The sequence below is a fragment of the Pseudomonas sp. NPDC089530 genome (assembly GCF_050280705.1).
Taxonomy (GTDB): Bacteria; Pseudomonadota; Gammaproteobacteria; order Pseudomonadales; family Pseudomonadaceae; genus Aquipseudomonas.
This window is the reverse complement of sequence record NZ_JBNNVU010000053.1, coordinates 1-14071: the sequence shown is the minus strand read 5'-3', so window position 1 is coordinate 14071 and position 14071 is coordinate 1. Positions and strand designations below refer to the sequence as shown.

The window sequence follows — 14071 nt, the reverse complement described above, 5'->3', positions numbered from 1 at the left end:
GGTGCGGGTTTTCTGGCTTGGCCTGCGGGCGCTGCTCAGTCATTGGCGGCGGCACCCGGTGCAGTTTTTCAGTGTGCTGACCGGGTTGTGGCTGGCCACCAGCCTGCTGACCGGGGTGCAGGCGCTCAACACTCAGGCGCGGGACAGTTACGCCAAGGCCAGCCAGTTGATCGGCGGCGCCCCCCAGGCCAGCCTGGCCACGGCCAACGGTGCGCCGTTTTCCCAAGAAGTATTTGTCGGCCTGCGCCGGGCCGGCTGGCCGGTGTCGCCGGTGGTGCAGGGGCGAGTGACGCTCAAGGGCCATGAACAGCAGCGTTTGCAATTGCTGGGGATCGAGCCGTTGTCGTTGCCGGCCGGTTCGGCGGTGGCCGGTCAGGTGCTGGACACCAAGCGCATGGTCGAATTCTTCAGCCCGCCGGGCACTACCTGGATCGCCCCGCAAACCTTGCATGCTCTCGGCTACCGCGAAGGCGATCGACCGACGACCGCGAGCGGCCAGCGCCTGCCGCCGCTGCACGTCCAGAGGGACATGGCGCCGGGGTTGCTGCTGATGGATATCGGTTTTGCCCAGCCGCTGCTGGGGTTGCCGCAGCAGCTGTCGCGTCTGCTGTTGCCGGCGGATTTCGCTGCCCGTGCTCCGGCCTTGCCCGAGGCGTTCCAGGGCCTGCTGGTGCTCAAGCGCGGCGGCGAAGAAAGCGATCTGGCGCGCCTGACCGAGAGTTTTCATCTGAACCTCGACGCTCTCGGCTTTTTGTCGTTCGTGGTCGGCCTGTTTATCGTGCATGCCGCCATCGGCCTGGCCCTGGAGCAGCGGCGCGGCCTGCTGCGCACCCTGCGCGCCTGCGGGGTCAGCGCGCGGCTGCTGATCGCCTGCCTGGCGATCGAATTGGGTGGCTTGGCCTTGTTCGGCGGATTGGCCGGGGTGCTCAGCGGTTACCTGCTGGCCAGCGTGCTGCTGCCGGATGTCGCCGCTAGCCTGCGTGGCCTGTACGGCGCCGAGGTGGCGGGGCAGTTGAGCCTCAGCCCCGGCTGGTGGCTGAGCGGCATCGGCCTGAGCCTGCTCGGCGCCTTGCTGGCGGGGGCCAACAGTCTGCTGCGGGCGGCGCGTTTGCCGCTGCTGGCGTTGGCGGATCCCCAGGCCTGGCACCAGGCCTATGCGCGCTGGTTGCGGCGCCAGGCTTGGGTCGCCAGTGGCCTGTTGCTGCTGGCGGGGGCGGCCTGGATCTGGGGCGACAGCCTGGGCAGCGGTTTCGTGTTGCTGGCCGGTTTGCTGCTGGGGGCGGCCCTGGGCTTGCCGGTATTGCTCGCTGGGCTGCTTAACCTTTTGCTCGGGCGCAGCCGCTCGGTGCTCGGGCAGTGGTTCGTCGCCGATTGCCGGCAGCAGTTGCCGGCCCTGAGCCTGGCGTTGATGGCGCTGCTGCTGGCCCTGGCGGCGAATATCGGCGCCGGCAGCATGACCGCCGGCTTTCGCCAGACCTTCGACGACTGGCTGGAACAGCGCCTGAGCGCCGAGCTCTACCTCAACCCGCAGACTCCGGACCAGGCCCGGGAGCTGCAAGGCTGGCTGCCGGAGCAGCCGGGCATTGCCGCGGTGCTGCCGGTCTGGCAGGTGGCGCTGCCACTGCAAGGCTGGCCGGCGGACCTGTACGGGGTGATCGACCATGCCAGCTATCGCCAGCACTGGCCGTTGCTCGAAGCTTCAAGTGAACAGCCCTGGAGCCAACTGGCCAGCGCTGACACCCTGATGCTCAGCGAGCAGACGGCGCGGCGGCTCAAGGTGCGGCTCGGCGATCATCTGAGCATCCCCGTTCCCCAAGGCCAGTGGGCGCCGCAAGTGGTGGCGATCTATGCCGACTACGGCAACCCCCGGGGCCATCTGCTGGTGAATGCCGAACACCTGCTGCAGCACTGGCCGCAGCTGACGCCCAACCGTTTCAACCTGCGCATGGAACCGGCCGCCGTGGCGCCGCTGGCGAGCGTCTTGCAGCAGCGCTTTGGCCTCGACGACAGCCGCATCGTCGAGCAGGCCCAGCTCAAGGGCTGGTCCGGCCAGGTGTTCGAGCGCACCTTCGCCGCCACCGCCGCGCTCAACAGCCTGACCCTGGGGGTAGCCGGCGTGGCCCTGTTCATCAGCCTGCTGACCCAGAGCCAGAGTCGTCTTGGCCAGCTCGCACCGCTGTGGGCGCTGGGGGTGAGCCGGCGCCAGTTGATGCTGCTCAACCTCGGGCAGACCTGGCTGCTGGCGCTGCTGACGCTGCTGCTGGCAGTGCCCCTGGGCATCGCCCTGGCCTGGTGCCTGGACACGGTGATCAATGTCCAGGCGTTCGGCTGGCGCCTGCCGCTGCGGGTGTTCCCCCTGCAACTGCTGCAATTGCTGGCCCTGGCGGTGCTGGCCACGCTGCTGGCTTCGGCCTGGCCGTTGCTGCGGCTGTACCGCAGCCAACCGGCGGACCTGCTCAGGACCTTCGCCTATGAAGCTTGATCGGCTGTTGGGCCTGTTCCTGCTGGCAGCCTTGGGCGGCTGCGATAAAGGCGCTGAACCGGAGCAGGGGTTCGCCGGCCTGGGGGAGGAGGCCGGAGCCTTCACCCAGGTGCTGCCGGGGCGGGCTTTCAGCTTTCCCGCCGACCATGGCGCCCATGACGGTTTTCGCATCGAGTGGTGGTACCTCACCGCCGACCTCAAGAGTAGTGACGGCCAGCGTTTCGGCGTGCAGTGGACGCTGTTCCGCAGCGCCTTGCGCGCCGAGCCCGACCAGCTCGGCTGGCAGGCGCCCAATGTCTGGCTGGGCCATGCCGCGGCGACCTCGACCACTGCGCATCACGCCGCCGAGCGTTACGCCCGGGGCGGGGTGGGGCAGGCGGGGGTGACGGTGCGGCCGTTCACGGCCTGGATCGACGACTGGCGCCTGAGCAGCCAGTCCGCCGGCGCGGACCCTTTGGCCCGGATGCAGGTGCAGGCCAGCGGACCGGGTTTCAGCTACCGCTTGCAGCTGCGCAGCGGCCAACCGCCGGTGCTCCAGGGCGAGGCGGGCTACAGCCGCAAGTCCGAGCAGGGCCAGGCCTCCTATTACTACAGCCAGCCGTTTTTCCAGGCCACCGGCAGCTTGCAGATCGACGGCCAGACCTACGAGGTCAGCGGCCCGGCCTGGCTCGACCGCGAGTGGAGCAGCCAACCGCTGGCGGCCGGGCAGAGCGGTTGGGACTGGTTCTCCCTGCACCTGGACAGCGGCGCGCGGCTGATGCTGTTCCGGGTGCGCGAGCGCGACCGGCCGCCCTATATCACCGGCACCTGGATCGACCCCGACGGCCATACGCAGACCTTGCACAAGGACGAGATCCAGCTCAGCCCGCTGGAGGACTCCAAGGTGGCGGGGCGCACCCTGCCCACCCGCTGGCGCTTGCGCATTCCCGGTCGTGGGCTCGATGTCAGCGCCCAGGCGCTCAACCCCCAGGCCTGGATGAACCTGCGCATTCCCTATTGGGAGGGGCCGGTGCAACTGAGCGGCAGCCATACGGGCAGCGGTTATCTGGAGATGACCGGTTACTGAAGGGCGTGGGCGGTATCGCAACAAACTGATGTCAAGCACGGTGAAGTGCTCGGCGGCGTCTATGCTCAAGCGTCACCGTGCATCTGAAAGGCGCGGTCTTGTTTTCAATTACACAGGGATGAACTTCTATGAAGCCGCTTCATTCACTGGCCAAGGCCGTTGCCTTGGCCACTCTGCTGTCCGCTGCCAGCCTGCCTGCCGTCGCCGACGAGATTCCGTTGACCGGCACCGTGCTGGCCGATGAACTGGTGACCAAAGTGCTTTCCGTGGATGCTGCCCAGCATCGCGTGGTGCTGGAAGGCGCCCAGGGCCAACCGGTGCATGTCCAGCTCAGCGACAAGGCCAAGAACCTGAACAACCTGAAGGTGGGCGATCAGGTCAATGTGCGGGTCACCCGCGCAGTGGTGGCGGTACTGGATACCGACGTGGACAAAGGCCTGCCGGGGTCGGCCGAGAGTAGCGGGGTGGCTCGCGCCGTCGAGGGCAGCCCCAATCCGGGCGGCGAAGCCTATCGCCAGGTACAGGTGCAGTTGAAGATCACCGCCATCGACCTGAAGAAAAACCGGCTGACCTTCATGGGCCCGGCAGGCAACAAGAAGGTCCTGGACGTGGAAAAACCGGAAGTCCAGGCCCGCCTGAAAGACCTCAAGGTCGGGCAGAGCGTGGTGGTGACCTATACCGATGTGTTGCAAGTCACTACAAAGCACAAAGGTTGACGGCAATCCGTGCCGGTCGTTGTGGCGGCCGGCGCGTCGGATTCCGGGGTGTCCCTGGTGAAAGTTGAACGAAAGTGAGCGAAATGAAAAATTTTCCGCCTGCTTTGTGTTCAGAATTCTTCAGAATATGTGCACGGACTTTCTTTTGCTGTTCGATTAAAATAGTTCTCGTTCGCCCGGTGCAAGGGCTCTTTACCGGTGCATGGATTGCCAGGCCAGAGCACTGGGCGAACACCCTCTTCGGGGTTTCCTCCCCATGATGTCTTCCAAATCCGCTCATCCAGCCCTGATCCCCGAGGTCAGAAGCTGACAGGGCGCATCCGCTTTTTTCTCCCGCCAGCCGCCTGGCAATCTCGTCGTCTGCTTGCCGTGCCCAGGATTGTGCAGGGGCGCGCATCGTCGTTGGCGGTGGGTTCAGCCTCGGGGCACCGTGGTGCATAGCTGCAGGCCCAGGGCGCGCATGACCTTGACCACGGTATCGAAACGCGGCTTGGCCCCCGGGGCGAAGGCCTTGTAGAGGCTGGCCCGGCCCTGGCCGGTGGTGCGGGCAATCTGCGCCATGCCCCGGGCCCGGGCGACGTGGCCCAGGGCGCGGATCAGTTCATCGGTATCGCCGTCGGCCAGGACCTGGGACAGGTATTCGCTGATCGCCTGGTCGCTGTCGAGCAGGCTAGCGATGTCGAAGGGAACCAGTGTGTCGGACATATTCAGTACTCCTTTGCCAGGGAACGGGCCTGGGCGATATCGGCAGGCTGGGTGGACTTGTCGCCGCCCAGCAGCAGGACGATGAGGGTGTGGCCGCGAACCGTGAAGTAGACGCGGTAGCCGGCCCCGGTGTTCACGCGCATTTCCGAGAGGCCGCCGCCCAGGTTTCTCACATCGCCCAGGTTGCCCGCCGAAGCCCGCTCGAGGCGCCGAGCGATGGCGATTCTGGCGCGCAGGTCCCGTAGGGTGGCATGCCATCGGGCAAAGACGGCCGTCTGCAGGATCTCGTAATCCATGAGTGACTGTATCCATTTGGAGACAAAAGGGAAAGGTGTCACGCCTTCCAGGCGACTGACGGTGCACCTGAGGACGTCATGGAAAGGTAAGCAACGGAGCGGTGGGCGAGGCGGGGCTTTTCGTATCGACATGTTGTCGATCGGGGCTGTCGAAACACCCTGTAGCTATTGCGGGAGGCTGGCGCGGAAAAGGGCCAGCATCAGCCATCTCGACTGATGCTGGGGGGAGGGGATATCAGAGTGCGGGCAGGCCCAGCGCGGTAGCGCATTCCTGGAGCGAACGCTGCTGGGTGTCGGCATACAGCTGCAGCTCATCGATGGTCCGGCGGCCCAGGGCCTGCTCGAAGGCCTGCCGGTTGGAGTGGCCAGCGTAGTGGCTTTGCGCATCGTCGCCGAGGTTGGACTGGAAGATCCCGGCGGCGCTGACCGGCAGGAAATCCTCGTACACCAGCGGTTGCGCCTGCACATGACCGGCCTCGATCAGGGCCTTCAGGCTCGTCGGTCGATCCGCCTGCTGGCGCGCGGCCAGGCCTTTGTCGCTGACGAAGTAGCGGAAATACGCCAGGCCCTGTTCGCGCATGGCCTCGTGGCTGTCGGGAAAGGCCCGGAAGTGCTCGGCCATCAGGCTGTCGTAGCGCTGGGCGTTGGCTTCGCTGGGGAAATCCCCCAGGGCATCGCGCGCGGCGTTCAGCAACTGGTCGTACAGCGTCCGGCCTTTGGGGGTGAGGGCGGCGCCGCGTTGCTCGATTTCGCCGAAACGCGCGCTGTGGCTGCCGCGGCGGTCGGGCTGGTCGGTGAAGGCCACGGCTTCCTCCAGCGCCTTGAAGCTGGTCTGGCGCAAAAGGATCGGGCATTCGCGGCGCGGCGGGCCTTCGATCACCGCCTTGGGCGTGATGCCGTGGCTCGGCATCAGGGTCTGCACCTGGTCGATGTCCAGGGTCCGCGGCGTCAGGTGGTTGATATGCGGCCCCTTGAAGGCCACCACGTCGGCGATCAGTCGGTGCTGGGCGCTCAACTGCTGGTACTGCGCCGCGGTGACCGTGGCGCTGTGGTGCCAGCGGAAGGTTTCCAGGGCCTGTTCGACGAATTCCCGGGCCTCGTGCTCGGTGAGGCCGCCCCGGGCTTCGGCCTGCTCGATCAAGGCCAGGGCGCGGGGGGTGAAGATGCTGCGGCGCGCCAGCACCGACTCGGCGAAGTCGCGCAGTTGCGGGTTGTCGATCAGCTCCAGGCGCAGCAGCGAGGTGAAGACCCGGAACGGGCTGATCTGCAGGGCGCTTTCATGCACCGCGCGAAAGGCCGTGGAGTGCACCGGCACCCCGGCCGGGGTGAGGTCGTAGTAGCCCACCGGCTGCATGCCCATCACCGCGAACAGGCGGCTCAGGGTCGCCAGTTCCGCGGCGGTGCCGACCCGGATGGCGCCGTGACGCTCCAGGTCCAGGCGCTGGATCTCGCCGGTGCTGCGCAGCTGCCGGGCAATGGCCGGGGCGCGCTCCAGGACCCCGGCGTTGACCTGGGCCACCAGCTCCATCAGGGCGCCGTACAACGGCACTTCCTCGCGGTACATGTCCGACATCGCCCGTGAAAAACGTTGGCGGATCAGGTCTGGGCTGACGAAGCTCTGCAGGCTCATAAACAAGGATTCCCGGCGTAGTGAGACAAAGAGTAGGGGTATTGGCTGAGGCTGATTCTGGTCGGCACGGGGGGCACTGACAAACGAAGTTTCTTCCGGACTTCATTCTGCAAATGAATGCAGGCGGGCTGTGTCCTCAAGGATTGGCCGCTGGTGGAGGCCTTGTTCATCCCTGGGGGAATGGTCGCGGTGGCGAGGGGCCGAGCGGTGATGGCGATCTGACTATGCGCTGATAGACTTCGAAGGCACACCCGCTGGCCATCGACGGCTTGCGGACGGTTCAGCGGAGGCGCCTTGCCTTGACGCAGCACAATGGAGGAAAGGGACTTTCACTGGCCAGGAGGCTGTACAAATCGCGAATCCTGGGCCTGGCCCTGGGGTTCTTCTGCGTGGCGGCGGGCATGTATCCGTTGCAGCCGTCACCCTGGGTCTGGGCACTCATACTGTTCAATGCGTTCGTCTGGCCACACCTGGCCTTCCAGTGGGCCCGCCGTGCGCCCGTGCCGTTTTATGGCGAGCGCCGCAACCTGTTGGTAGACGCCTTCCTTGGCGGCTTCTGGGTGACGGCCATGCACTTCAATCCGCTGCCGACCACTACCACCCTGTCGCTGACGGCGATGAACAATATCGCCGTGGGCGGCGTGCGCTTCTTTTTCGCCGGTTGTGTGGCGCAAGTGCTGGGGATCGCCGTGGCGCTGCTGCTGTTCGGTTTCGGCTTCGTGGCCCAGACCAGCCCGCTGCAACTCTATGCCTGCCTGCCGATGCTGACCCTGTACCCGTTGGCCCTGGGGTTGATCAGTTACCAGCAGGCCAAGGTCCTGGTCCGGCACAAACGCGAACTGCTGGCCCTGAGCCGCACCGACAGCCTGACCGGCCTGCTCAACCACGGGGCCTGGAAGGACCTGCTGGAGATCGAGTTCCAGCGGTGCCGGCGCCAGGCCCCGAACCAGGGCGGTGCCATCGCGCTGATCGACGTCGACCATTTCAAGGCCATCAACGACACCTACGGCCATGTGGCCGGCGATATCGTGCTGCGCAAACTGAGCAAACTGCTCAGGCAGAACCTGCGGATCGGCGACCAGGTCGGGCGCTACGGCGGCGACGAGTTCTGCGTGATCCTGCCGAATGTGCCGCTGGAGCATGCCGCGGTGCTGATGGACGCCTTGCGCTGCCGTTTCGGTGGGTTGGACTATGAGCAGAATCCGGCGCTGCAGGTCAGCCTGAGCATCGGCCTGGCCGCTTACTCCCCGGAACACAGCGATGCCCTGGACTGGCTGAACGATGCCGACCAGGCCTTGTACGAGGCGAAAACCACCGGCCGCAACAAGGTCAGTTGCCGCCGTGGCGACCGCTCTTCGACGGTCCTGCTGAGCTCGTTGTGAAGCCCGCCGCGCAGCATTGCGCCAGCATGGAGGGGGCTGGATTTGTCAGGTAGGGTGGGCGGGCACCTTCCGACACGAAACAAGGATCGATTCATGACGCTGACTGCCCCTCGTTCGCTGCTGGCCGCCCGTATCGGCCTGGGCTTCGCCCTGAGCCTTGCCCTCGGCCTGCCGGTCACCCACGCGCTTGCCGAACCCCACCCACAAGTGCACAACGATGCCCGGCAGTACCAGGGCGACGCCTTGAAACTGCTGGAGCGCCTGGTGAACATCGACTCCGGTTCCGGCTACGAGGCCGGGCTGAACCAGGTCGGCGACATCGCCATCGCCGAGCTGCAGAAGCTCGGCGCCAGCATCGAGAAAGTCCCCAACGGCGCTGCCGGCGGCAGCCATGTGCTGGCCACCCTCAAGGGCACCGGCAAGGCGAAGATCCTGCTGATGGCGCACATGGACACGGTGTTCAAGGAAGGCACCGCGGCCGAGCGGCCGTTCCGCCTCCAGGATGGCCGCGCCTACGGTCCGGGGGTGATGGACGACAAGGGTGGCATCGTCGCCGGGATCTATGCGCTGAAGGTCCTGGATAACCTCAAGTTCAAGGACTATGCGCAGATCACTTTCCTGCTCGATGCCAGCGAGGAAACCGGCTCGGAGATTGCCACCGAGCTGATCAAGAAAACCGCCAAGGCCCACGACGTGACCCTCAACCTGGAGCCGGGGCGCCCGGCCGATGGCCTGGTGGTGTGGCGCAAGGGCAGCGCCACGGCGTTGGTGGAGGTCAAGGGCAAGGCGGCCCACGCGGGCGTCGCGCCGGAGCTGGGGCGCAACGCGGCAATGGAGGCGGCGCACCAGATCCTGCAACTGGGCAAGCTGGGGGACGAGGAGAAGAAAACCACCATCAACTTCACGGTGTTCAAGGCCGGCGACCGGACCAACGTGATTCCCGACCTGGCCCTGGCCAAGGCGGATGTGCGGGCGGCGGTGCCGGAGGAGTTCGACCGGATCGAGCGGGACCTGGCGCGGCTCTCGGCCAACAAGTTGATTGCCGACACCGAGGTCAAGACCAGCCTGCAACGTGGTTTGCCGCCGATGCCGCAGACCGAGAAGTCCGATGCGCTGGTGGCCATGGCCCAGGGGATCTATGGCGAGCTGGGGCGCACGCTGACCATCGAGGGCAGTGGTGGGGCGGCGGATTCCAGCCTGTCGGCGGGGGTTGGGACGCCGACTCTGGATGGGTTTGGCATTGTTGGCGGCAATATTCATACGCCGGAGGAATATGCGGAGGTCGACAGTGTGGCGCCGCGGATTTATTTGCTGGCGCGGATGATTATGGAGTTGTCGGGGAGGCATTGATTGCGACGGCGATCGATCTGGGCGGCATTCCGACGCAGCGGGCGCAGGGTCTTGAGACCGCTGGAGGACCTTCGGTCCTATCGCAGCCTCGCCAGGGCTCGGCAGCGGCTACAGGGCGGTGCAGGGCGCACGGGCACCCCGGATTCTGCGGTCTATACTCGACGGCTTCGTCCTCTACCGCGGAGTCTTCAATGAGCCACAACCACCTCACCGAATACGCCGACGCCAGCCCGGAGGTGCGCGCGGTGTTCGATGACATCATGCGTACCCGGCAGGTCGAGCAGGTGAACAATTTCTGGAAGTGCCTGGCGGCGCATCCGCCGACCTTGCGTCGTACCTGGGAGAGTCTCAAGGAGGTCATGGCGCCGGGGGCGCTGGATGCCTTGACCAAGGAGCTGATCTACGTGGCGGTGAGTGTCACCAACAACTGCCCCTATTGCATCGCTTCGCATACCGCCGCGGCGCGCAAGGCGGGGATGAGCGAGGCGATGTTCGGCGAGTTGCAGGCGGTGGTCGGCATGGCCAACGAAACCAATCGCCTGGCCAACGGTTACCGCGTGCCGCTGGACGAGGCGTTCAGGCTCGAATGAGCCGGTGATCCCCGGGCTTCAGGCCGCCGCGGCCTTGGCCTGGGTGGCCTGCAGCGGCACGGCGCGCACCAGGTCGCCGGGTTGCAGTTGCAGGCGCTTGGCGCACAGGCGATCCACCAGCAGGCAGCCGGAGATCAGGCGGCCCCGGGCGCTGGTAACGCGGCAGCTTTCCAGTCGGCGGTTGTGGATCAGCCAGGTCGGCGCGTCGTCGTCCGGGGTGCCGACCAGCAGCGGCAAGACCTGGCTTTCCCGTATCGCGCGGACTTTGCCGACCTCGGCCTCGATCACCGGCCCGCCATCGAAGATGTCGATATGGCCATGATGGGTAAAGCCTTCCTGGCGCAGGATGCCCAGGGCCGCCTCGGCGTTTTCGTGGGCCTGGCCGATCGCCGCCTGGGCCGGCTGGCTGAGCAGGCAGGTGTACAACGGCTGGCGCGGCAGCAGTTCGGCGATGAAGGGTTTGTGGCCCAGGCTGGCCAGGTGGTCGGCCTGGACGAAATCCATCTGCAGGAAGTGCCGGCCCAGGCTGTTCCAGAACGGCGAGCAACCGTTCTCGTCGCCTTTGCCGCGCAGCTCGGCGATCAGTTTGTCGCCGAACAGGTGTGGGAACTCGGCGACGAACAGCAGGCGCGCCAGGGACAGCAGCCGGCCGTTGCAGCCACGGCGCCGCTCGGGGCACAGGAACAGCGAGCGCAGCTCCGACTGGCCGGTCATTTCGTTGTTCAGGAACAGGGTCGGGATCTGCCGCCGGATGCCCAGGTGCGGTGCCGAGCTGACGGTCATGCCGAGCCGGTAGCTGTACCAGGGTTCGCGCAGGCCCACGGCGCCGCTCAAGGCGCTGATGCCGATCACGCGCTGGTCGTCGTCTTCGAGCACGAACAGGTAGTCGGCGTCGGCCCGTTCCACCTGTTCGGCAAAGGTCCGCTGGGCCCAGCGGATCCGGTGGTTCAGGCGCTCGTGGTTGGCCGGCAGGCTGGTCAGCCCCAGGCCGGCGCGCTGGGCCAGGGTCATCAGCGCGGGCAGGTCGGTCACGCGTACCGGGCGAACGATCATGATGCAGCTCCTTCTGCGCGCCTGTGCAGGCCGCCGATACCAAGGTGTCCGGGGTTCATAGGGCGACCAGCCGTACCGGGTCGCCGGGTTGCAGTTGCAGGGCCTGGAGCATCTCGGGGTCGAGGCTGACCAGGTCTCCCGGCGCCTCGTCCAGGTGCACCAGGATCGCCCGGTACTGCGCCAGCCCCTCGTTGCTCGCCAGCCAGGCCCGGCCGTTGCCGCTGTGCTGGCCCGGGCAGGCGCTGGCCACCTGGCTCTGGCGGATGGAGCGAACGCTGCTGTGGCGGGCGTAGAGCGTCGGACCGGCGTCGAACAGGTCGACGTAGTGATTGGCCTCGAAACCCTCGCGCCGCAGGATCTCGTACGCCTCGCGGCCCTGGGGGTGGACCTGGCCGATGCAGTCCTGGGCCGCCTTGGGCAGCATCGGGATATAGATCGGGTACTGCGGCATCAGGTCGGCGAGGAAGCTGCGGTCCTGCAGGCCGCACAGGCGTTCGGCCTCGACGTAGGGCAGGTCGAAGAAGTGCTTGCCCAGGGCGTCCCAGAACGGCGAATGACCTTCGTCGCTGCAGTAGCCGACGATCTCGGTGATGCTGGTGTCGGCGAAGCGTGATGGGTGCGCGGCGATGAACAGCAGGCGGGCCCTGGAGAGCATTTGCGCCAGCGGCGTGCCGACCAGGTCCGCATCGACATGGAAGCCGCGCAGCAGGCTGTGGTTGCTCAGGTCCTGGCACAGCGACAGGGTCGGCACGCCGTGCTGCACGTTCAGCTCCCGGGAGCTGCTGACGAAGGGCCGGTTGCGCAGGCTGTAGAAGGGCGCGGAAAACCCGGCCATGGCCAGGACTTCCGAGCAGCCGCGCAAGCGGCCGCTGGCCGGGTCGTGGAGGACGAAGAAATAGTTCTCCGGCCCCGGCGCCTGTACGTCGGCGGCGAAGGAGGCGCAGGAGTCGAGAATCTTGTCCAACAGGTGTTGTCGATCGTCCGGCAGGGACGTCACTCCCACCAGGCTTTCACGGGCCAGCCGTTGCAACTCCGGCAGATCGTCTGGCGCAACTGGGCGTAAGACCAGCATGGATGTACTCCTGTATCAAAATGATCGGCGCCTGGGCGCGAGGCCCGGGGCGTCGAACCTGACAATCACTGTCGGTTTCCACGCATTGCTGCCACTGCCCGCGCGGGCGGTGGCACGCGGGCACCTGGCGGCGCCCGCTCGGCTTGGCCGGGGCACCTTCGTGGTGCCCCGGCGGCCGTGGGTATCGATTAAAGGGGTTCGGCCAGCGCCGTGCGGGCGCCCAGCTTGTTGAGGCAGAACAGGTAGACCAGGCCGATGGCGATCCAGATGCCGCCGAGTTTCTGCGCATCGACCCCCATGTTGTACAGGATCGCGCAGACGATCAGGAAACCGATCACCGGGCAGATCAAGTGCCTGACCACTTGGGCGGATTTCTGCCGGCGCCAGTAGTGGTTGATCACGGTCAGGTGCAGCAGGATGAAACCGCTCAGGGCGCCGAAATTCACCAGGGAGGTGAGGGTGTCCACCGAGTTGATGAACAGGTAGCAGATCAGCAGCGACAGCACGGCCACCAGGTAGATGCTGATATGCGGCGTGTTGTGGGTGGGGTGGACCTTGGCCAGGACCTTCGGCAACTGGCCGTCGCGGGCCATGCCGAACAGCAGGCGCGACACCGCGGCCTGGGAGGTGACGGCCACCGCCACGCCCCAGGCCAGCGCGGTGGCGACCGCGGTCAGGGTGGCCAGCCAGCTGCCGCCGGCGATTTCGGCGATCTCGTAGAAGGCCGTGTCCGCCGACTTGAAGCCCATGCCGGCGGCCAGGTCGGTGGCGATCCAGGTCTGCACCACGAAGATCGCGCCCATCACCAGCAGGGTGATCATGGCCGCGCGGCCGACGCTCTGGCCCGGCTCATGCTTGATCTCTTCGGCCAGGGTGGAGATGGCGTCGAAGCCGAGGAACGACAGCACGGCGATCGACACGCCCTGCATCAGCAGGCCGAAGTGGAAGTGTTCCGGGCTGTACAGCGGCGCCAGGGTCAGCTGGCCGTTACCGGCGCCGCCGTGCAGGGCGTTCCAGGCGTAGAACAGGAAGATCCCCAGCACCACCAGCTGCGCCAGCAGGAACAGGATGTTCATCCGCGCGGTGAAGGTGATGCCGCGCAGGTTGACGAAGGTGGCGCTGACCAGGAACGCGAGGATGAAGCCGACCTTGGGAATGTCCGGGTACAGATGGTTCAGGGCCATGGCCGCGTAGACGTACAGCAGCGGCGGAATCAGCAGGTAGTCGAGCAGCATCAGCCAGCCGGCGATGAACCCGACATGGGGGTTGAGCCCGCGCTGGGCGTAGGAATAGACCGAGCCGGCGATAGGAAAGGCGCGGGCCATGCTGGCGTAGCTGAGGGCGGTGAAGAGCATCGCCAGCATGCCGATGACGTACGCCAGCGGCACCATTCCCGGGGCCTCCTGGTTCACGTAGCCATAGACCCCGAACGGGGCGATGGGAATCATGAAAATCATCCCGTAGACCACCAGGTCGCGCAGCGTCAGGCCGCGCTTGAGTTCCTGTTTGTAGCCGAATTCTTCAATCTCCATGAAGAGGTTCTCCTTGTCAGCCAAAAGGGGGGGCGAGCGCCTGTCGCTGAGGTCGATGGACGCTCAGGGCAGGTCATGTTTTTCAACCTGGCAGGTTCAAAGACACGCCACGGCGGTTTTTTATAGTTGTTCTACCGGTACAGCAAACAGCTTTTGCAGCGCCGGCCGGGGGCCGGTTCGCTGTGTTATCTCGTTGC

The 14071-nt window shown here is 66.2% G+C and carries 12 protein-coding genes; 6 read left to right on the top strand and 6 right to left on the bottom strand.

Translation table 11 applies throughout. The features are described 5' to 3' along the window. Position 1 precedes the first annotated feature (1 nt). The 3 genes from ACQKQA_RS19310 (at position 2) to ACQKQA_RS19300 (ending at position 4264) form a co-directional block, all read left to right on the top strand. Positions 2 to 2482, top strand: coding sequence for an FtsX-like permease family protein (locus ACQKQA_RS19310; protein WP_427560969.1), 2481 nt, complete (start codon positions 2 to 4; stop codon positions 2480 to 2482). After that, a complete protein-coding gene (locus tag ACQKQA_RS19305; RefSeq protein ID WP_427560966.1) occupies positions 2472 to 3548 on the top strand; it encodes a lipocalin-like domain-containing protein in 1077 nt (358 codons plus the stop codon). Before ACQKQA_RS19310 ends, ACQKQA_RS19305 begins: the two co-directional genes overlap by 11 nt. 128 nt (positions 3549 to 3676) lie before the next feature. Then, the gene (locus ACQKQA_RS19300) at positions 3677 to 4264 is read left to right on the top strand and encodes a hypothetical protein (protein ID WP_427560963.1); all 588 of its coding nucleotides are present in this window, start codon (positions 3677 to 3679) and stop codon (positions 4262 to 4264) included. A gap of 414 nt (positions 4265 to 4678) precedes the next feature. Here the strand turns inward: ACQKQA_RS19300 and ACQKQA_RS19295 are convergent, their stop codons facing one another. The 3 genes from ACQKQA_RS19295 to hglS form a co-directional block, all read right to left on the bottom strand. Continuing rightward, on the bottom strand, positions 4679 to 4969 hold the full coding sequence (locus ACQKQA_RS19295) for an addiction module antidote protein (RefSeq protein ID WP_427560960.1): 291 nt from the start codon (positions 4967 to 4969) through the stop codon (positions 4679 to 4681). Between the two features lie 2 nt (positions 4970 to 4971). Then, complete coding sequence (locus ACQKQA_RS19290; protein ID WP_427560958.1) at positions 4972 to 5265, bottom strand: type II toxin-antitoxin system RelE/ParE family toxin; 294 nt, start codon at positions 5263 to 5265, stop codon at positions 4972 to 4974. A gap of 235 nt (positions 5266 to 5500) precedes the next feature. Then, positions 5501 to 6895, bottom strand: coding sequence for a 2-oxoadipate dioxygenase/decarboxylase HglS (hglS, locus tag ACQKQA_RS19285; protein ID WP_427560955.1), 1395 nt, complete (start codon positions 6893 to 6895; stop codon positions 5501 to 5503). Between the two features lie 299 nt (positions 6896 to 7194). Between hglS and ACQKQA_RS19280 the strand changes: the two genes are divergently transcribed. From ACQKQA_RS19280 to ACQKQA_RS19270, 3 genes are all read left to right on the top strand, one after another. Further along, entirely contained in the window at positions 7195 to 8277 is a 1083-nt protein-coding gene (locus tag ACQKQA_RS19280; protein ID WP_427560952.1) for a diguanylate cyclase, read from the top strand. 93 nt (positions 8278 to 8370) lie between these two features. After that, positions 8371 to 9627 (top strand): M20/M25/M40 family metallo-hydrolase, encoded by a 1257-nt coding sequence (locus ACQKQA_RS19275; RefSeq protein ID WP_427560950.1) that lies wholly within the window; start codon positions 8371 to 8373, stop codon positions 9625 to 9627. Positions 9628 to 9818: 191 nt separating this feature from the next. Continuing rightward, positions 9819 to 10217, top strand: a complete 399-nt coding sequence (locus ACQKQA_RS19270) for a carboxymuconolactone decarboxylase family protein (RefSeq protein WP_427560948.1) — start codon at positions 9819 to 9821, stop codon at positions 10215 to 10217. Between the two features lie 18 nt (positions 10218 to 10235). Here the strand turns inward: ACQKQA_RS19270 and astA are convergent, their stop codons facing one another. The 3 genes from astA to ACQKQA_RS19255 form a co-directional block, all read right to left on the bottom strand. Next, positions 10236 to 11270: an arginine N-succinyltransferase gene (astA, locus tag ACQKQA_RS19265; protein ID WP_427560945.1), complete on the bottom strand. Its 1035-nt coding sequence runs from the start codon at positions 11268 to 11270 to the stop codon at positions 10236 to 10238. Between the two features lie 55 nt (positions 11271 to 11325). Continuing rightward, the gene (locus ACQKQA_RS19260; protein ID WP_427560942.1) at positions 11326 to 12342 is read right to left on the bottom strand and encodes an arginine N-succinyltransferase; all 1017 of its coding nucleotides are present in this window, start codon (positions 12340 to 12342) and stop codon (positions 11326 to 11328) included. A 188-nt stretch (positions 12343 to 12530) separates the two neighbouring features. Further along, positions 12531 to 13874 carry an APC family permease gene (locus ACQKQA_RS19255; RefSeq protein WP_427560939.1) on the bottom strand — a complete coding sequence of 448 codons (1344 nt, stop codon included), beginning with the start codon at positions 13872 to 13874 and terminating at the stop codon, positions 12531 to 12533. Positions 13875 to 14071 lie beyond the last annotated feature (197 nt).

What these genes read in the sequence shown, in the direction of transcription:
- ACQKQA_RS19305 (WP_427560966.1), top strand. Translation starts at nt 2,472, where the DNA reads ATGAAGCTTGATCGGCTGTTGGGCCTGTTCCTGCTGGCAGCCTTGGGC.
- ACQKQA_RS19300 (WP_427560963.1), top strand. Translation starts at nt 3,677, where the DNA reads ATGAAGCCGCTTCATTCACTGGCCAAGGCCGTTGCCTTGGCCACTCTG.
- ACQKQA_RS19295 (WP_427560960.1), bottom strand. Translation starts at nt 4,969, where the DNA reads ATGTCCGACACACTGGTTCCCTTCGACATCGCTAGCCTGCTCGACAGC.
- ACQKQA_RS19290 (WP_427560958.1), bottom strand. Translation starts at nt 5,265, where the DNA reads ATGGATTACGAGATCCTGCAGACGGCCGTCTTTGCCCGATGGCATGCC.
- hglS (WP_427560955.1), bottom strand. Translation starts at nt 6,895, where the DNA reads ATGAGCCTGCAGAGCTTCGTCAGCCCAGACCTGATCCGCCAACGTTTT.
- ACQKQA_RS19275 (WP_427560950.1), top strand. Translation starts at nt 8,371, where the DNA reads ATGACGCTGACTGCCCCTCGTTCGCTGCTGGCCGCCCGTATCGGCCTG.
- ACQKQA_RS19270 (WP_427560948.1), top strand. Translation starts at nt 9,819, where the DNA reads ATGAGCCACAACCACCTCACCGAATACGCCGACGCCAGCCCGGAGGTG.
- astA (WP_427560945.1), bottom strand. Translation starts at nt 11,270, where the DNA reads ATGATCGTTCGCCCGGTACGCGTGACCGACCTGCCCGCGCTGATGACC.
- ACQKQA_RS19260 (WP_427560942.1), bottom strand. Translation starts at nt 12,342, where the DNA reads ATGCTGGTCTTACGCCCAGTTGCGCCAGACGATCTGCCGGAGTTGCAA.
- ACQKQA_RS19255 (WP_427560939.1), bottom strand. Translation starts at nt 13,874, where the DNA reads ATGGAGATTGAAGAATTCGGCTACAAACAGGAACTCAAGCGCGGCCTG.